This window comes from Novosphingopyxis baekryungensis DSM 16222, from assembly GCF_000420305.1.
GTDB classification, from domain to species: Bacteria; Pseudomonadota; Alphaproteobacteria; order Sphingomonadales; family Sphingomonadaceae; genus Novosphingopyxis; species Novosphingopyxis baekryungensis.
On the sequence record NZ_ATUR01000003.1, the window covers coordinates 408,481 to 424,819 of the forward strand.

Consider the following 16,339-nt stretch of genomic DNA (forward strand, 5'->3'; position numbering starts at 1 on the left):
CTTATTCGGCTACGTCGGTGGCAGCACCGGGCTGCCCGGCTTCCTGCTGGAGCGCCGCTGGATTGCTGGTGGATACGCCGCCTTCTGCTGGCACGGCGTCGGTTGCCGGGGCGTCAGGCGCCGCTTCTTCGTCGCCGGGCATGGTGCCGCCCTGGGCACGAACCCAGGCTGCGAATTGCGCTGGCGGCAGCGCCTCGACGGTGATGGGCATGAAGCCGTGACGCGCACCGCAAAGCTCCGAGCACTGTCCGTAATAGACACCCGGCTTGGTGATCGTCAGCTCCTTTTCGTTCAGGCGGCCCGGAACGGCATCGAGCTTGAACCAAAGCGAGGGCACGGCAAAGCTGTGGATCACGTCCGCGCCAGTGGTCTGAATGCGCAGCGGAACGCCGGCGGGAACCACCATACGGTTATCGGCAGCCAGCATATAGGGCTCACCGCGCGCAACCGCTTCATCTTCCGGCAGCATGTTCGAGATCACCTCGAACCCGCCATTATCGGGATAGCTATAGCCCCAATACCACTGATACCCAGTGGCCTTGATGGTCACCGCGCCCGCTGGTGCGGGGTCATATTGCTTGGCCAGAAGATCGATCGACGGAATGGCGATGCCCACCAGGATGAGGGCGGGCACGAGAGTCCAGATCACCTCGATGGCCGTATTGTGCGTGGTGCGCGAAGGCTCCGCATTGGCCGAGCGGCGGAACCGCACGATGACCCAGAACAACAGCGCCAGAACCACCAGCGAGATCACGATGCACAGCGGCAGCAGGATGTAGCTGTTGATGTTCTTGGCATATTTGCCGTTCTCGCTGAACTGCTCCTGAAAGTTCACCTCTTCCGCCTGTGGCATGCCGATGCCGGCGGTTGGCTTCATCGGCGTGTAACCGGGCAACGAACCATCGTCGGACACCGCAGCGGCAGGCTGGGTGGCGATCGAGCCGTCGGTTGCTTCGCCAGGTTGTGGAAGCGGCGCAGCCGTTTCCTTCGGCGCGGCCTCTGCCGGCACCGCAGAGGCGGGCGAAACCGTGGCGCCGGCCGCTGCAGGCATCAACGCCAGCGCGAAAGCGATCAGAAGTGTCTTTGGACTTTTCATTCGGTTGACCCTGGTACCCCGTTTGATTCGATGCGCCTGCCAGCACGCCATATGAACGCTTTGCGGCGTTGCATGGGGCGTAAAGCGGAAGCGGAAGGCAAGCGGGCTATAGCCACGGTTGCATCCCGTCTCAAGCTTAACTAGGCGTTTTTTCGTCAGCGTCAAATACTCGCTTATCCGCTGAAATCCGCCAGTCATACCGTTGCGGAATCGTCATGAGATGCAGGAGTCGATCAGCCGATATGAACGAAGCAGAGGTTCTCGCCGAATTTCGCGCCTGTGATGCGTTGCTGGAAGGGCATTTTCTGCTCTCCTCCGGCCGTCACAGCGCCAGCTATCTGCAGTGCGCGCGGGTGCTGATGAATGCCGAACGCGCTGGCCGCTTGGCGATCGCGACCGCGCAGGCCATCAGCCGGGATATCCGCGCGGAGATCGACATGGTGGTATCGCCGGCCATGGGCGGCCTGATCATCGGCCATGAAATGGGCCGCGCGCTTGGCAAGGATGCCATTTTTCTGGAACGACCCGATGGCATATTCGAATTCCGGCGCGGCTTCACGCTCGATCAGGGGGCGAAAGTTCTGATGGTGGAAGACGTCGTCACCACCGGCAAATCCTCTCGCGAGGCGATCGAGGCTGTGCACAAGGCCGGCGGCCAGGTGATCGCCGAGGCATCGCTCGTCGATCGCTCGGGCGGCACCGTCGATCTTGGTGTGCCGTTCTTCCCGCTGGTGCAGATCAATGTGCCGACCTACGCGCCGGACGAAGTGCCGGCGGAGCTTGCCGCCATCCCGGCGATCAAGCCCGGCAGTCGCAAGTCTTGACCGCCCGTCTGCGCCTTGGCGTCAATATCGATCATGTCGCGACGGTGCGTAACGCGCGCGGCGGCGAGCATCCCGATCCGGTGCGCGCGGCGGAAATCGTCGCGCGTGTCGGCGGCGACGGCATCACCGCACATCTGCGCGAAGACCGCCGCCATATCCGCGATGCGGACATCCGCCGTATTCAGGATGCGACCGATCTGCCGCTGAACCTGGAGATGGCCGCGACCGAGGAGATGCTGAAAATCGCCCTCGCCCACCGTCCGCATGCGGCATGCATCGTGCCGGAAAAGCGCGAGGAACGCACCACCGAGGGTGGGCTGGACGCAGCTGGACGGCACAACCATCTGGCCAGCTATTGCGCCCGCCTAGCAGACGCCGGAATCCGCGTGAGCCTGTTCATCGAACCGGAAGCGCGGCAGATCGAGGCCGCCATGCGGCTGGGCGCGCCGGTGGTCGAATTCCACACCGGGGCCTACGCCCTGGCCGAAGGAGAAGAGCGCACGGCAGAACTTGCCAGAATTTCCGATGCGGCTGCGCTCGCCGCGAAAAACGGTATCGAGCCACATGCCGGCCATGGGCTGACCTATGACAATGTCATGCCGATTGCCGCCATCCCGCAGCTGGCAGAGCTCAATATCGGCCATTATCTGATCGGCGAGGCGATCTTCACCGGGCTGGAACCGGCGGTGCGGCGCATGCGCGCGCTGATGGACGATGCGCGATGATCATCGGGCTCGGCTCCGACCTGTGCAATATCGAGCGGATCCAGAACTCGCTCGACCGTTTTGGCGAGCGTTTCGAGCTGCGGGTGTTCACGGACATCGAGCGCGCCAAGGCCCGCCGCCGTCCGTTCACCATTGCGGGCACCTATGCCAAGCGGTTCGCCGCCAAGGAGGCCTTTTCCAAGGCCGTTGGCACCGGCTTCCGGCGCGGCGTGTTCATGAAGGATATCGGCGTGGTCAACAAACCGTCCGGCGCGCCCACGCTGGCGCTGGAAGGCGGCGCGAAGGCCGCGCTGGACAAACTGATCCCGCAAGGTCACGAAGCGCATGTTCATTTGACGCTCACCGACGATTATCCATGGGCGCAGGCGTTTATCATCATCGAGGCGCTACCGCTTGGCAGCCGGATCGCGTAACAGCTTCCACTTCTTCTTTCTAAAAGGCAGGCAGTTTCTTGTCCGACAAGGTCACAGACAATAGCGCGGCAGCGGATGCGGCATCCAAGGACAAAAAGGCGCCCATCGACTGGTGGGGAGAGATCAAGGGCCTGCTGATCCTAATTCTGGCGGTGCTGGCCTTCCACACCTTCATCGCCAAGCCATTCTACATCCCGTCATCCTCGATGATGAACACGCTGCTGATCGGCGACCGGCTGATCGTGTCGAAATTCCCCTATGGTTATAGCTGGGTATCTCCATCCTTCCGGGTGTTGCCGCCGATGAAGGGCCGCCTGTTCGGCAGCCTGCCGGAGCGCGGCGACGTGGTGATCCTGAACCCACCCGGCCCACGCAAGGAAGACTGGATCAAGCGCGTGATCGGCTTGCCTGGCGACATTCTCGAAGTGCGCGAGGGTCAGGTTATTCTGAACGGCGTGCCCGTGCCGCAGGAGTCCGTGGCGACCGATCCCATCCCGGTGGACGCCAACAATCCGTGCACCGAGCAGGAATTTCCCGGCGCGCGTCAGCCTGGCCCGGACGGCAATCTTCTGTGCTATGTCAACACGATCCGCGAAACACTGCCCAATGGCGCGACCTATGAAATCCTCGATGCGCGCCGCCAGCGCACCGACAATGTGGCCCCCGTCGTCATCCCGGAAGGCCATGTCTATCTGATGGGAGACAATCGGGACAATAGCGCCGACAGCCGCGTGTCCCTGCCCGAAGGTCTGGGCGGGCCGGTGCCGATCGAGAATATCGGTGGCCGCGCCGAGTTCATCACCTTCTCGCTCGACGGTAGCGAGACGTGGAACCCGCTCAGCTGGTGGCCTGCGCTGCGCGACGGCCGCAGCTGGCGCACCCTTCACCCGCGCATGCTTCCCGCGCCGGCTGCGGAGAGCCCCGCCATCGAGCAGCAAAGATGAGCGAGCCGGAAGATCCGGACTTCCATATCGAAGCAGTCGGCCCCACCGAACTGTACGATCCGGTCTTACGCATAGAACTCAAACGCGCGCTGGTCTGGCTCGGAACGGCCGTGGCGTTCGCACTGGTCGGCTATCTGGCCCAGCCCATCTTGCTGATTGTCGGCGGAATCGTGGTGGCCTCGATGCTGGATGGCGGCGCGCGCCTGCTCGGCCGCGTCATGCCCGGGCCGCGCGGCCTTCGTCTCGCCATCGTCGTGCTCGCTGTGACGGCCTTTCTGCTCTGGACGATCTTTCGCATGGGATCGGAACTGACCGCACAGGCCAGTTCGCTGCAGGAAGTCGTCCTGACGCAGGTCGATGCGGCAGGCACTTATGCCAGATCGCTCGGCTTTGGCTTTTCTCCCGATGATCTGATGGGCTTTGCCAATCAGGCATTCAGCTCGATCGGCCCGGTCACCGCCGCGGTGACCAGCTTTGTCGGCGCGATCGCGGGCATTGCCATGATGCTGGTGCTCGCCATCTTTTTTGCGGCCGAACCGCGGCTCTATGAGCATGGCGTGGCCTGGCTGCTGCCCATGGCCGAGCGCGAGCATTTTTACGGCACGATGCGCAAGATCGGATGGACGCTCCGGCGGCTGATGGCAGGACGGCTGATCGGCATGGCGGTGGAAGGGATCGGCACCTGGGCGCTGCTGCTGGCCGGCGGCGTGCCGATGGCGGCGCTTCTCGGCATCCTCACCGGCCTGCTCGCCTTCCTGCCCAATATCGGAGCGATCGTTTCCGGCGCGCTGATCATCCTCGTCGGCTTTTCCACCGATACCAACACCGGGCTCTATGCGCTGTTCGTCTATCTCGTCGTTCAGGGCATCGATGGTTATATCATCGTACCCTATGTGGCCAAAAAGGCGGTGGATCTGGCCCCCGCGCTGGTGCTGGGCGCACAGATCCTGTTCGGCGCGCTGTTCGGCATATTGGGTCTGGCGCTCGCCGATCCGATCGTGGCGATGATGAAGGTGTTTCTGGAGCGCCGCTCGGTGCGTGCCCGGGAACGGGCGGTAGAGCGCAAGACCGCGCGGCGAAAACGCCGCCAGCAGGAGGCCGCAAAGACTGCGCAGCAGGACATCGCGCCCGATGCCGAACCAGGCGAAATACCGGCGGAAATATAGCCGTCTTGGTGTTCCAGTGACCGGGGTTGATCCGGCCATTGTCCATCGCCGCCGCATGATGGGTTTTGACAGCCATGCCGCCTTGCGCTCTAACAGGTTTCAAACAGCCATCGGCCTTTGGAGAGCGCATGTCCCTTCCCCCTCTTTTCGACAAACTTCGCCTGCCCGTTATCGGGTCACCGCTTTTCATCGTCTCCGGTCCGGAACTGGTGATCGCCCAGTGCAAGGCCGGAGTCGTCGGCAGCTTTCCGGCGCTGAACGCCCGGCCGCAAAGCCAGCTGGACGAATGGCTGCACCAGATCACCGAAGCGCTGGCCGCGCATAATCGTGACAATCCGGACCGGCCCGCCGCGCCCTATGCGGTCAACCAGATCGTCCACAAGACCAACAACCGCCTAGAAGAGGATCTTGCGACCTGCGCCAAATGGAAGGTGCCGCTGACCATCAGCAGCCTCGGCGCGCGCGAGGAAGTGAACGCCGCCATTCATGAATGGGGCGGCATCGTGATGCATGACGTGATCAATGATCGCTTTGCCCACAAAGCCATCGAGAAGGGCGCGGACGGACTGATCCCCGTGGCCGCAGGCGCTGGCGGCCATGCCGGCACGCTTTCGCCCTTTGCCCTGATGCAGGAAATTCGCGCCTGGTTCGACGGGCCCGTCGCCCTGTCCGGCTCCATCGCGCATGGCCAGTCGGTGCTCGCCGCGCAGGCGATGGGCGCCGATTTCGCCTATATCGGATCGGCTTTCATCTCCACCGATGAAGCCAATGCCGAAGATGGCTACAAGGACAATATCGTCGAGGCCAATGCGTCCGACATCGTCTATTCCAACCTGTTTACCGGCGTACATGGCAATTATCTGCGCCAGTCGATCGAGGCGGCCGGCCTCGATCCGAACGATCTGCCCGAAAGCGACCCGAGCAAGATGAACTTCGGCTCCGGCGGCAATAGCAAGGCCAAGGCATGGAAGGATATCTGGGGTTCGGGCCAGGGCATCGGCGCGGTCAAGAGCAAGGGCAGCGTGGCCGATCTGGTGGACCGGATTGAAGGGGAATATCGCGCAGCCAAAAAGGCGCTGGATGCCGCCTATCGCGCTTGAGAAACCTTGTGGCTTGCTGCAAGTTATACGCAGCGGGGCAACGGCCAAGGCTGTGAGAGGATTTCAAGTGACCCTAAAAACCATGCTGGCGGCGGCGCTTCTGGCCGCAACCTTGACCAGTTGCGGTGATGCGCCCGCCATGAAGGCGGAAGAAACCAAGGACGATAGCGATATGACCCCGCTCGGCCCCGTGCCGACCGAGGCGGCGCAGCAGGAAGTGCATGTGCAGCAGACGCGTCTCGTCAGCTGCGCCGCACGCCAGAAATATTATCGCGATCTTGGTGTATGGGTGTCCGGCGGGGTCAGCCCCACGGTGGACCGGGCCAGTTGGGAAGCGCTGAGCACCGACGCGCAGGATGAAATCTTCGATATCGCCGCCTGCCTCGCCGCCAGCGGCAAGAAGGGCCCGCAGGAAGTGACCATCAGCGCCCAGGGGTTCGATGCACCTGTCGTGGTGCGAACGGTGCCGAACCAACGCGACTGGAGCGCTACGCCATGATCGATTTTTACACCGCCGCCACGCCCAATGGCTACAAGATCTCCATTTTGCTGGAAGAGGCGGACATAGATTATACGCCGCATTTCCTGTCGCTGGCCGAGGCCGATCAGAAAAAGCCGGAATTTCTGGCGATCAATCCCAATGGACGCATACCGGCTATCGTGGACCGGGACGCCGGGGATTTCGCTGTCTTCGAATCCGGTGCGATCATGCTCTATCTGGCCGAGAAATTCGGCCAATTCTGGCCGGACGATGCCAAGGAACGGTCCGTCCAGGTTCAATGGCTGATGTGGCAGATGGGCGGACTTGGCCCGATGATGGGCCAGCTCAACGTGTTCAAACGCTATTTTCCTGAAAAGATTCCAGCGGCCATCGAACGCTATGAGCGGGAAAGCTATCGGCTGTTCGGCGTGCTGGAAGGCCAGTTGCGCGAAGACGGATATATCGGCGAGGCTTATGGCCTTGCGGACATGGCCTGTTTCCCCTGGATCGCGGCGCACAAATGGCCCGAACTGACGCTGGACGATTATCCGAAGGTGAAGGCCTGGCATGATCGCATCCGCGCCCGGCCGGCCGTGGAACGCGCCATGCAGGTGCCGCCGCGTGCCGACGTCGCCAGCAAGGACGGCACCGAAAAGTTCGTGAAGGGCGCGCGTTCGATGCTCGCCTGAGCCGGGCGTAGACCGACATGATCCTGCGCAACGCGACGCCTGACGATACTGCGGCCCTGACCGCTTTGGGACGCGACAGTTTCGACGCGGCTTTCGCCCATCTTTATAGTGCGGATGATCTCCAGCAGTTTCTGACCGGCGCCTATGCCGAAGATGTCGTTGCGGGCGAGATCGCGGATCCCAATCTGCTGCATCAGCTGGCCGATGATGGCGATGGTTTGGCCGGGTTCTGCAAACTGGCCCTGACCAGCCCCTATGGCGCGCATAGCGATGCCGCCAACGCGATCGCTCTCGGACAGCTCTACACTGCCCCTGGCCGAACAGGCGCCGGCATCGGCGCACTGCTCATGGCCTGGGCACTGGCGGAAGCGCGGCAGCGCGGGGCGGACGCGGTGCAGCTGTCGGTCTGGGCCGAAAACGTCCGCGCGCAGGCCTTCTACGCGCGCTACGGCTTTCGCAAGATTGCCGATATCGACTTCTGGGTCGGCAATCATCGCGACGATGAGTTTCTGCTGGAGCTGCGTCTCTAGCGCCGCCCCCTGCCCCGCCACCGTGCGGCGGGGCGTCTCATTCAGATACGCACCTGGCTGCCCAGTTCGACCACGCGGTTGGTCGGCAGACGGAAAAACTCCATCGCCGTCGCCGCGTTGCGCAGCATCCAGCTGAACAGCTTCTCGCGCCACATCGCCATCGCCGGCTTTTCAGACGGCAGCAGCGTTTGCCGCGACAGGAAGAAGCTGGTCTGCATCATGTCGAACTTGCCGCCGCAATCATCGATTGCCAGCAGGGCCAGCGGCACATTGGTTTCCTGCATGAACCCGTAATGCAGGATCATGCGCCAGAACCCGTCGCCCAGATCGGTCAGATGATAGCGCTCGCTCTCATCCACGAACGGCACGTCCTGAATTTCCACGGTCATGATCACCACACGCTCATGCAGCACCTTGTTGTGCTTGATATTGTGCAGCAGGGCCGAGGGCACACCACGCGTGCTGGAGGACATGAAGATGGCCGTGCCGGACACGCGGGTCGCACTGCTCTTGGCCGATTTGGTGAAGATCTCGATCGGCAGTGCGACTTCCATCATCCGCTCACGCATCAATTTGCGCCCCTTGGACCATGTCGTCAGCAGCGTGAACGCCACCGCACCGATCAGCAACGGGAACCAGCCGCCATCCGGGATCTTGGTGGTGTTCGCCACGAAATAGGCCCCGTCGACCAAGAAGAAAATGGCGACCAGCGGCACGACCCAAAACAGCTTCCAGCGCCACACGGATACCAGCAGCACCGCCAGCAGACAGGTATCGATCAGCATCGCCCCGGTCACCGCGATCCCATAGGCGGATGCCAGATTGGAGCTGTTCTTGAAGGTGATCACCAGGATCAGCACCGCAATCATCAATACCCAGTTGATGATCGGGATATAGATCTGCCCCTGTTCGGACTCGCTGGTGTGCTGCGTCGACAGGCGCGGCACGAAGCCCAGCTGAATGGCTTGGTGGGTGACGGAGAATGCGCCGGAAATCACGGCCTGGCTGGCGATGAAGGTGGCCATGGTGGCCAGGATCACCATCGGCAGGCGCAGCATATCCGGGGCCAGCAGGAAGAACGGATTTTCCACCGCCTGCTGCGCCGCCGCACCGTCCAGACCGTCGATCATCGCGCCCTGCCCGAAATAATTGATCAGCAGCGCCGGCATCACAAAGCCGAACCAGCTGAGCCGCAGCGGGCCTTTGCCGAAATGGCCCATATCCGCATAGAGCGCTTCGGATCCCGTCACCGCCAGCACGACCGAGCCAAGCGCCAGAAACGCGGTCCATTTGTCGACCATGAAGAATTGCAGCGCGTAATAAGGGTTGATCGCGTATAAAATCACGGGATTATTGACGATCTGGATCATGCCGAGCACCGCCAGCACGAGGAAATAGACAATCATCACCGGCGCGAACAGCGCGCCGACCTTGCTGGTCCCGCTCTTCTGGATCATGAACAGCATGATCAGGAGCACCACCGCGATCGGCACCACCAAGGGCTCGAGGCCGGCCTGGACCACGGTGAGGCCCTCCACGGCCGACAGCACCGAAATGGCCGGGGTGATCATGGAGTCTCCGTAGAACAAGGCGGTGGCAAACACCCCCAAGACCACAATCAACGATCCCCGCTTGGCCGAATTGACCTGCCGCATGAGCAGCGCCAGAAGCGCCAGCGTGCCGCCCTGCCCCTTATTGTCAGCGCGCATCAGGATGACGACATATTTGACCGCAACGACCAAAATCATCGACCACAGGATCAGGCTAACCACGCCGAAAACATGGATACGATCGATGGCCAGCGGATGCGGCCCGACAAAGGTCTCGCGAAACGCATAAATCGGGCTGGTGCCGATATCGCCGAAGACGATGCCGACCGCGCTGAACGCTAGCTTTGCCTTGGCGCTCGGCGCATCGCGCCGCGTATGGGCGCTCACCATCTGCGCGTCGTCAGGCATGCCAGATCTGGCCGGCCATGCGGAAAATAACCGTAGCGCGCATATCGTTACTGCCCTGAAACCCGTGAACATGGCCACGCCGACTCTGGCGTCGAAACGGCGCGATTAGCATGGCCATCTGACCCACGCAATCGCGGCTTAGCGCGGCGCAGCAGGCCCGCCCGGCGCGGCTGGCCGCTGCCGCGCATTGGCCGCCGGGGCGCGCAGCATCTCGGCCAGCGCCTGCGTCTGTACGGCCACTTTGTCACGCCATGGCCCGGCCCGATAATCGCCCGTCATCAGATCGCTCCACAAGCGCTGGGCTTCCTCCGGATTCTGCTCCCGCAGCGCGGCCAGCCCGGTGAAATAAACCGGCCCCGGATGGCGCGGGTCGATGGCCCTGGCCCGGTCGAACGCCAGTTCGGCAGCCGGTGGCAAATGCCCATCAGACGCGATCATCAGCTGCAGGCCGATGGCCGTCCACAGATCGGCATTGCTGCGATCGCTCTTCAGGCCCCCGCGCAGAATCTGCACCGCCCCCTGATAGTCCCCGCGCCGCGCATAACCGTCCGACGGAACGATATAGCGTTTGGCCACGGTGAAATTGCGATCCATATCGCTGCGCAGGGCGATCAGCGACGCGGTCACTTCCTCGCGGTCTTCGGTTTGCTGCGCGGGTGCCCCTGCCAGGCCCGGCCGCCCCTGCCACTGATAACCGGCAAAGGCGAGGAAGAGCGCGGCCGCGACAAATTCGAACGCAGGCCGCCGCATGCCGCCAAAGGCCCAGAGCCCCGCGAACAGCAGCGCGGCCAGGCCCAGCATGAACAGCCAGCCGGTCATCGCCTGAACCGCCAGCCGGTCATCGCCTGAACCGCCCGCGCGCCAGCCACAGGCCGAAGGCGATGATCAGGATCGGCGCCAGCCAGAGCGGCCAGGTCAGCGCGCTGACCGGCGGATCGAAGGTGATATAGTCGCCATAGCGGGCGATGAAATAATCGCGGATGGCGTCCGGCGACTCGCCATTGGCGATGCGGCTGCGCACCTCGCTGCGCATGGCCCCCGCGATCGGCGCATCGCTGTCGGCGATCGACTGGCTCTGGCACTGCACGCAGCGGATGTCATACATCAGATCGCGTGCCTGCGCTTCCTGCGCAGGATCGGCGAGCTGCGTGTTGGCAAAGGGCGCATCCACGCCGCCATCCTGCTGCGCACCGGCGATGTCTGGGATCGACAGCGCAAGGAAGAGCGCGATCATGGCTGATACCCGCTTCATGGCGCCGCCTTCCATGCGCGGATCAGTCCGGGCACGTCCTCGGCACGGATATCGCCGATATGCTGGGCAAGGATCGTCCCGTCGGATCCGACAAGATAGGTTTCCGGGACGCCCGAGGCTCCGAACAGCACCTGCAACCGCCCATCGCGATCGGCACCGATACGCTGAAAGGGATCGCCATATTGGTCTAGAAACTGCGCCACCTTGGCCGGCTCGTCGCGCAGAGCGATGCCATCGATCGGCACGCCCGCCTCGGCCAGCGCTTCGAGCTGCGGTGCCTCCGCGCGGCAGGGAATGCACCAGCTGCCGAAGAAATTGACCAGCCGCGGCGTCCCTTCTGCCAGGTCCGCGCTGGACAGTCCGGGCTTGCCCGCCACCGCCGGCGGCAGATCGAAAGCTGGCACTTGATCGCCGATCAGCTGGGAGCGGACAAAATCGTCCCGTTCCCGGTTCATGCCCCACAGCACGAGCATCAGGATCAAGCCGAAAACGACCAGCGGCGTCCACAAAATCCAGCGGCGGCTCATGCGAAACCTTCCTGCACGCGCTTGGTATAGCGTGCGCGAAAACCGCGCCACAGGCGGCCCAGCAGCGCCAGTGAGCCGCCAAGCGCAATCAGGATGCCACCCAGCCAGATGAGCGAGACGAACGGCTTCCACCACAGCCGCAGCTGCCAGCGGCTCTGCTGATCCTGCGTGCCGAGCGTGGCGTAAAGCTGGCCGTTCCATCGGCTCAACAGCGCGGCCTCATTGGTTTGCATGGGCGGCGATGGATAATTGCGCGATTGCGGCCGCAGGATCCATTCGCCCTCGCCCTTCCTGGCCAGCACACGCGCTTCGATGGCCGTCCAGTTGGGGCCAGCGACGGGATCCAGACCGAGCAGCTGCACCGTCCAGCCACCGACTTCCACCTCTTCGCCATAGCGCACGGCCTGCAGCCGCTCCTGCGTGAACCCGGATTCCGAGGCCATGCCTGCCGCCGCAACGGCCACGCCAAGATGCGCGAGCACCATGCCGTAAATCGGCAGCGGCGTGCGCAGCAGGTTGCGCCCCCATAAGGGCACCAGGCTGGCAATGGCCAGACCCGCGGCAAAGATCAGCCCCAGCAGCGGGAGCAGCCCCGCATCGGGCGCGAACAGCATCAGCAGCACCAGCGCCACCACGCTGGCCCCGGCCGGCAGCAGCAGCTTGCGCGGAAGGCTGCCGGATCCGTCGCGTCGCCAGCGCAGCAGCGGCCCGGCCGCCAGAAACAGCATCAGCACCAGCGTGACCGGCATCGTCGTCTTGTTAAAATAGGGCGGGCCGACCGAGAGCTGCTCATCGAACAGCCCCTCGGCGATCAGCGGATAGAGTGTGCCGATCAGCACGATGGCGAGGATCGACGACAGCAGGATGTTGTTTGCGACTAGCCCGCCCTCCCGGCTGAACAGATGGAACGGCGCGCCCTGCCGCACGCTTCCGATGCGCGTGGCGAACAGGGTCAGCGCGCCGCCGATATACAGCGCCAACAGCACCAGGATGAAGGTTCCGCGCTCCGGATCGACGGCAAAAGCGTGCACGCTGGTAAGAATCCCGGAGCGCACCAGAAAGGTGCCGATCATCGACATGGCAAACCCGGTCAGCGCCAGCATGATGGTCCAGGCGCGCAAGGCATCGCGCGCAGCCAGGACGGAGACGGAGTGCAGCAGCGCAGTGGCCGCCAACCATGGCATCAGCGAGGCGTTCTCGACCGGATCCCAGAACCACCAGCCGCCCCAGCCCAGTTCATAATAGGCCCAGTAGCTGCCCGCCGTGATGCCCAGCGTCAGGAAAATCCAGCTGATCAGCACCCAGGGCCGCATCGCGCGGGCGAAAGCGGGGCCGGCCTTGCCCGTCAGCATGGCGCCAACGGCAAAGGAAAAGGCCACCGAAAGCCCGACATAACCTATGTAGAGCGTGGGTGGATGGAAGGCGAGACCGGGGTCCTGCAGCAGCGGATTCAGCCCCTGCCCCATCGCCGCCGGTGGGCTCAGCCGCGCAAAGGGATTGGAGGAAAACAGCAGAAAGGCATAGAAACCCAGCGCAATCACGCCCTGCGCCCCCAAGGTCGCGGCAAAGCTGCGCGCGTCCAGCTTGCGCTCCATCAGGGCGATCAGGCCGCCGGTCAGCGCCAGCACCGTGACCCAGAGCAGCATGGAGCCTTCATGATTGCCCCATGTTCCGGCGATCTTGTAGAGCATCGGCTTATCGACATGGCTGTTGGTGGCCACGAGCAACACCGACAGATCGGTGCGTGCAAACAGCCAGATCAGCAGCAGGAAGGCCGTGAGGCTCAGCAGGCCTTGCGCCGCCGCAATGCCCCGCAGTGCGCCGGTGAGCGGTGCCAGCCGGTCACCCAGACCGCCGAACCCGGCCAGCGTCTGCAGTAGCGCCAGCGCTGCGGCGAGCCACAGGGCAGCCAGGCCAGCTTCGGCAATCATGGCGCGCACCCGTTCACTTGATCAGGGTTTCGCTTTCGCTGATGACCGCTTCCCGATCGATATTCCCAAGCTCGCGCGGCACATAATTTTCGTCATGCTTGGCCAGAAGATTGTCCGCGACGAAAACACCACCCGCGTCCAACCGCCCGGTTGCGACCACGCCCGATCCCTCGACAAACAGATCCGGCACGATGCCGCGATAGGTCACCGGCACCGTGGCTTTGCCATCGGAAACGCTGAACCGGGTGGTCACGCCATCAGCGGCCTTGGCGATCGATCCCGGCAGCACGAGACCGCCCAGACGGATCGGCTGGCCCGGCGGCACATCCGCCTTCAGCAGCGCGGCGGGCTGATAGAAATAGGCCGCCTGGCTGCGCAGGCCCTGCATCGCCAGCAAGACCGCGCCGATCAGCGCGACCGCGGCGACGACGACCAGCGTCAGGCGTTGATGCTTTGCCTTCATGACAAATGGGCCTTCATTGCTGAGGGGCCTTCATGAGCGCGGCCGCTTCAACGATTCGGCCTGCCGCTCTGCCTTGCGCATCGCCTTCCAGCTCAGGGCCAGCAGCGTCGCCAGCCCGATCAGCACCGCGCCATAAGCCAGCCAGACATAGCTCCACTGGCTCATGCCGCCGCCAACCGCTGCAGCCGCGCCTCGACGCGGATATCGGCCAGCGCCGCGCGCATGCGCATCAGCACGATGGCGCCGAACAGCAGAGAAAAGCCGATGACGCTGGCCAGCAACGGCCAGAGAAAGGCGCTGTCGATGCTGGAGCCGGACAGCGTGATGCTGGGCGGCTGATGCACCGTCTCCCACCACACCACCGAGCGGTTGATGATCGGAATGTTGACCGCGCCGACGATGCCGAAAATGGCGGCGGTGCGGCTGGTCTGGCCGCGCTCGCTGCTGGCATTCACCAGCGCGATATAGCCGATATAGAGAAAGAAAAGGATCAGCATGCTGGTCAGCCGCCCGTCCCACACCCACCAGGCGCCCCAGGTCGGGCGGCCCCAGATCGATCCGGACAGCAAGCAAAGCCCTGCGAACACCGCCCCTGGCATAGCCGCCGCGCGCGCCGCGATCCCGGCCAGTGGATGCCGCCAGACAAGCTGCACGATGCTGGCCAGGGCAATCGCCACCCAGCCGCCCATGCCAAGCCAGGCAGTCGGCACATGAATATAGAGGATCCGTACCGTATCGCCCATCAGACGGTCGGCTGGCGCGGCGGCCAGCCCCCAGATGCACGCGCCCAGAACCAGCGCCAGACCGGACCAGAAACAGATCCAGGTCAGCGGCCGGGCGAGCTTCAGGAAACGGGTCGGGTTGGCAAAGCGGTGCATGGGCTGAATGGCGAAATAGGCCTTTTTCCGCTGGATGAAAAGACGGGCCGGACGGCCCTGCCCGTCTAACGTCCGATCAGCTCGCGCGCCATCTTGTCGGCCACATTGGCAGACGGCACGCCCTCGACTTCGCTGCGCTGCCAGATTTCCTCCAGCCGGGCCGGAATATTGTCGATCCTGGCATTCACTTCGTCTGCCGAGCTTTCGCCCAGATATTCCAGACCGATATTGATCACGCCGCCGGCATTGATGACATAATCTGGCGCGTAGAGCACGCCGCGATCGAACAGGCGCTGCGCATCGTCCGGGCGGGCAAGCTGATTGTTCGCCCCGCCGGCCACGATCGGCACGTTGAGATTGGCGATGGAAACCTCGTCCAGAATGGCCCCCAGCGCATTGGGGCTGAACACGTCCGCCTCCACGCGCATGATCTCGTCCAGGCCAACTTGCCGCGCGCCGGTTTCGGCGGCCAGCGCGGCGGCCTTATCGCGGTCCATATCGGCAATGGTCAGGCTCGCGCCGTCCTTGGCCAGCAATCTGGCCAGTCCGCCGCCCACACTGCCAACGCCCTGAATGGCAACATGCACGCCATCCATCGAATCGCGGCCCATTTTATGGCGCACGGCGGCGCATACGCCCAGATAGATACCGCGCGCGGTGAACGGGCCGGGATCGCCGCCCGCCTCGCTCGCGTCGGTCTGCGGCAGGCCGGAAACATAGCGTGTTTCCTTGGCCACGGCGACCATGTCCTCGGTATTGATGCCGACATCTTCGGCGGTGACATAACGGCCACCCAGCGAATCGATGGTACGGCCATAGGCGGCCAGCATGTCGGCGGTCTTCAGCCGCGCCTCGCCGGCCAGAATCACGCCCTTGCCGCCACCGAGCGGCAGACCGGCCATGGCGTTCTTGTAACTCATCCCCCGCGAAAGGCGCAGCACATCGGTCAGCGCGTCGGCGCGGTCGGCATAATGCCAGAAGCGCGTGCCGCCGGTGCCAGGCCCCAGATGGGTGGAATGGACCGCGATGATCGCCGACAGGCCGGAGCCGATATCATTGGCGAAATGCACAGTCTCATGCGCATCATAGTCTGGGTGGGACCAAAGCGATTGCATGGGCGGCGTCCTGTTCGTCGTTGATGGTGCGAGACCGAAATTTACGGTCTCGGCGGCGCAATAATGCTATAAGCCGCATTTGTCACCGTTTTCCAGACCTCGGACGGCAAGCAATTTTCTGGGGAAAAATGGGGCGATCGACGGGTCTTGAACCCGCGACCTCCGGTACCACAAACCGGCGCTCTGACCAACTGAGCTACGATCGCCATGGGCAGTCTTGCTGCCGCGAACGCGCTCTTTAGAACCC

Annotated in this window: 19 protein-coding genes and 1 tRNA gene; 9 read left to right on the top strand and 11 right to left on the bottom strand. The window is 63.6% G+C overall.

All coding sequences use genetic code 11. The features are described 5' to 3' along the window. Position 1 precedes the first annotated feature (1 nt). Entirely contained in the window at positions 2–1,096 is a 1,095-nt protein-coding gene (coxB, locus tag G410_RS15815) for a cytochrome c oxidase subunit II (RefSeq protein WP_022672714.1), read from the bottom strand. A 242-nt stretch (positions 1,097–1,338) separates the two neighbouring features. On the opposite strand from coxB, the gene pyrE reads away from it, so the two are divergent. From pyrE to G410_RS0105870, 9 genes are all read left to right on the top strand, one after another. Continuing rightward, entirely contained in the window at positions 1,339–1,920 is a 582-nt protein-coding gene (gene pyrE, locus G410_RS0105830; protein ID WP_022672715.1) for an orotate phosphoribosyltransferase, read from the top strand. Further along, entirely contained in the window at positions 1,917–2,645 is a 729-nt protein-coding gene (locus G410_RS0105835) for a pyridoxine 5'-phosphate synthase (protein ID WP_022672716.1), read from the top strand. Before pyrE ends, G410_RS0105835 begins: the two co-directional genes overlap by 4 nt. Continuing rightward, the gene (gene acpS, locus G410_RS0105840; RefSeq protein WP_022672717.1) at positions 2,642–3,058 is read left to right on the top strand and encodes a holo-ACP synthase; all 417 of its coding nucleotides are present in this window, start codon (positions 2,642–2,644) and stop codon (positions 3,056–3,058) included. The genes G410_RS0105835 and acpS overlap by 4 nt, the downstream gene beginning before the upstream one ends. 38 nt (positions 3,059–3,096) lie before the next feature. After that, positions 3,097–4,002, top strand: coding sequence for a signal peptidase I (gene lepB / locus G410_RS15820; protein WP_022672718.1), 906 nt, complete (start codon positions 3,097–3,099; stop codon positions 4,000–4,002). Next, positions 3,999–5,168 carry an AI-2E family transporter gene (locus tag G410_RS15825; RefSeq protein WP_022672719.1) on the top strand — a complete coding sequence of 390 codons (1,170 nt, stop codon included), beginning with the start codon at positions 3,999–4,001 and terminating at the stop codon, positions 5,166–5,168. Before lepB ends, G410_RS15825 begins: the two co-directional genes overlap by 4 nt. Positions 5,169–5,296: 128 nt before the next feature. Beyond that, a complete protein-coding gene (locus tag G410_RS0105855) occupies positions 5,297–6,268 on the top strand; it encodes an NAD(P)H-dependent flavin oxidoreductase (RefSeq protein WP_022672720.1) in 972 nt (323 codons plus the stop codon). A gap of 67 nt (positions 6,269–6,335) precedes the next feature. Next, positions 6,336–6,767 carry a hypothetical protein gene (locus G410_RS0105860; protein ID WP_156851866.1) on the top strand — a complete coding sequence of 144 codons (432 nt, stop codon included), beginning with the start codon at positions 6,336–6,338 and terminating at the stop codon, positions 6,765–6,767. After that, positions 6,764–7,438, top strand: a complete 675-nt coding sequence (locus G410_RS0105865) for a glutathione S-transferase family protein (protein ID WP_022672722.1) — start codon at positions 6,764–6,766, stop codon at positions 7,436–7,438. The genes G410_RS0105860 and G410_RS0105865 overlap by 4 nt, the downstream gene beginning before the upstream one ends. A gap of 17 nt (positions 7,439–7,455) precedes the next feature. Next, positions 7,456–7,968: a GNAT family N-acetyltransferase gene (locus tag G410_RS0105870; protein WP_022672723.1), complete on the top strand. Its 513-nt coding sequence runs from the start codon at positions 7,456–7,458 to the stop codon at positions 7,966–7,968. Positions 7,969–8,009: 41 nt separating this feature from the next. Here the strand turns inward: G410_RS0105870 and G410_RS0105875 are convergent, their stop codons facing one another. The 10 genes from G410_RS0105875 to G410_RS0105925 all read right to left on the bottom strand — a co-directional run bounded on the left by G410_RS0105875 (position 8,010) and on the right by G410_RS0105925 (position 16,298). After that, entirely contained in the window at positions 8,010–9,926 is a 1,917-nt protein-coding gene (locus G410_RS0105875; protein WP_022672724.1) for a potassium transporter Kup, read from the bottom strand. 138 nt (positions 9,927–10,064) lie between these two features. Next, positions 10,065–10,745, bottom strand: a complete 681-nt coding sequence (locus tag G410_RS15830; protein ID WP_022672726.1) for a tetratricopeptide repeat protein — start codon at positions 10,743–10,745, stop codon at positions 10,065–10,067. 19 nt (positions 10,746–10,764) lie between these two features. Continuing rightward, complete coding sequence (locus tag G410_RS0105890; RefSeq protein WP_028971126.1) at positions 10,765–11,178, bottom strand: cytochrome c-type biogenesis protein; 414 nt, start codon at positions 11,176–11,178, stop codon at positions 10,765–10,767. Next, positions 11,175–11,705 carry a redoxin domain-containing protein gene (locus G410_RS0105895; protein WP_022672728.1) on the bottom strand — a complete coding sequence of 177 codons (531 nt, stop codon included), beginning with the start codon at positions 11,703–11,705 and terminating at the stop codon, positions 11,175–11,177. The genes G410_RS0105890 and G410_RS0105895 overlap by 4 nt, the downstream gene beginning before the upstream one ends. Beyond that, on the bottom strand, positions 11,702–13,636 hold the full coding sequence (locus tag G410_RS0105900; protein ID WP_022672729.1) for a heme lyase CcmF/NrfE family subunit: 1,935 nt from the start codon (positions 13,634–13,636) through the stop codon (positions 11,702–11,704). The genes G410_RS0105895 and G410_RS0105900 overlap by 4 nt, the downstream gene beginning before the upstream one ends. Positions 13,637–13,649: 13 nt before the next feature. After that, positions 13,650–14,099: a cytochrome c maturation protein CcmE gene (gene ccmE / locus G410_RS0105905; RefSeq protein WP_022672730.1), complete on the bottom strand. Its 450-nt coding sequence runs from the start codon at positions 14,097–14,099 to the stop codon at positions 13,650–13,652. Between the two features lie 30 nt (positions 14,100–14,129). Further along, the gene (ccmD, locus tag G410_RS17665) at positions 14,130–14,264 is read right to left on the bottom strand and encodes a heme exporter protein CcmD (RefSeq protein WP_022672731.1); all 135 of its coding nucleotides are present in this window, start codon (positions 14,262–14,264) and stop codon (positions 14,130–14,132) included. Then, the gene (gene ccmC / locus G410_RS0105915; RefSeq protein WP_022672732.1) at positions 14,261–14,977 is read right to left on the bottom strand and encodes a heme ABC transporter permease CcmC; all 717 of its coding nucleotides are present in this window, start codon (positions 14,975–14,977) and stop codon (positions 14,261–14,263) included. Before ccmC ends, ccmD begins: the two co-directional genes overlap by 4 nt. A gap of 65 nt (positions 14,978–15,042) precedes the next feature. Further along, on the bottom strand, positions 15,043–16,092 hold the full coding sequence (locus G410_RS0105920; protein ID WP_022672733.1) for a Glu/Leu/Phe/Val family dehydrogenase: 1,050 nt from the start codon (positions 16,090–16,092) through the stop codon (positions 15,043–15,045). A 129-nt stretch (positions 16,093–16,221) separates the two neighbouring features. Continuing rightward, positions 16,222–16,298, bottom strand: a tRNA-His gene (locus G410_RS0105925). Between the last annotated feature and the right edge of the window lie 41 nt (positions 16,299–16,339).

Bases quoted from the DNA above. Each gene is read 5' to 3' on its own strand.
- ccmD (WP_022672731.1), bottom strand. From the start codon at position 14,264: ATGAGCCAGTGGAGCTATGTCTGGCTGGCTTATGGCGCGGTGCTGATC.
- G410_RS0105895 (WP_022672728.1), bottom strand. From the start codon at position 11,705: ATGAGCCGCCGCTGGATTTTGTGGACGCCGCTGGTCGTTTTCGGCTTG.
- G410_RS15825 (WP_022672719.1), top strand. From the start codon at position 3,999: ATGAGCGAGCCGGAAGATCCGGACTTCCATATCGAAGCAGTCGGCCCC.
- G410_RS0105855 (WP_022672720.1), top strand. From the start codon at position 5,297: ATGTCCCTTCCCCCTCTTTTCGACAAACTTCGCCTGCCCGTTATCGGG.
- coxB (WP_022672714.1), bottom strand. From the start codon at position 1,096: ATGAAAAGTCCAAAGACACTTCTGATCGCTTTCGCGCTGGCGTTGATG.
- G410_RS0105870 (WP_022672723.1), top strand. From the start codon at position 7,456: ATGATCCTGCGCAACGCGACGCCTGACGATACTGCGGCCCTGACCGCT.
- G410_RS0105920 (WP_022672733.1), bottom strand. From the start codon at position 16,092: ATGCAATCGCTTTGGTCCCACCCAGACTATGATGCGCATGAGACTGTG.
- G410_RS15830 (WP_022672726.1), bottom strand. From the start codon at position 10,745: ATGACCGGCTGGCTGTTCATGCTGGGCCTGGCCGCGCTGCTGTTCGCG.
- ccmE (WP_022672730.1), bottom strand. From the start codon at position 14,099: ATGAAGGCAAAGCATCAACGCCTGACGCTGGTCGTCGTCGCCGCGGTC.
- G410_RS0105865 (WP_022672722.1), top strand. From the start codon at position 6,764: ATGATCGATTTTTACACCGCCGCCACGCCCAATGGCTACAAGATCTCC.
- acpS (WP_022672717.1), top strand. From the start codon at position 2,642: ATGATCATCGGGCTCGGCTCCGACCTGTGCAATATCGAGCGGATCCAG.
- G410_RS0105900 (WP_022672729.1), bottom strand. From the start codon at position 13,636: ATGATTGCCGAAGCTGGCCTGGCTGCCCTGTGGCTCGCCGCAGCGCTG.
- G410_RS0105890 (WP_028971126.1), bottom strand. From the start codon at position 11,178: ATGAAGCGGGTATCAGCCATGATCGCGCTCTTCCTTGCGCTGTCGATC.
- G410_RS0105875 (WP_022672724.1), bottom strand. From the start codon at position 9,926: ATGCCTGACGACGCGCAGATGGTGAGCGCCCATACGCGGCGCGATGCG.
- ccmC (WP_022672732.1), bottom strand. From the start codon at position 14,977: ATGCACCGCTTTGCCAACCCGACCCGTTTCCTGAAGCTCGCCCGGCCG.
- pyrE (WP_022672715.1), top strand. From the start codon at position 1,339: ATGAACGAAGCAGAGGTTCTCGCCGAATTTCGCGCCTGTGATGCGTTG.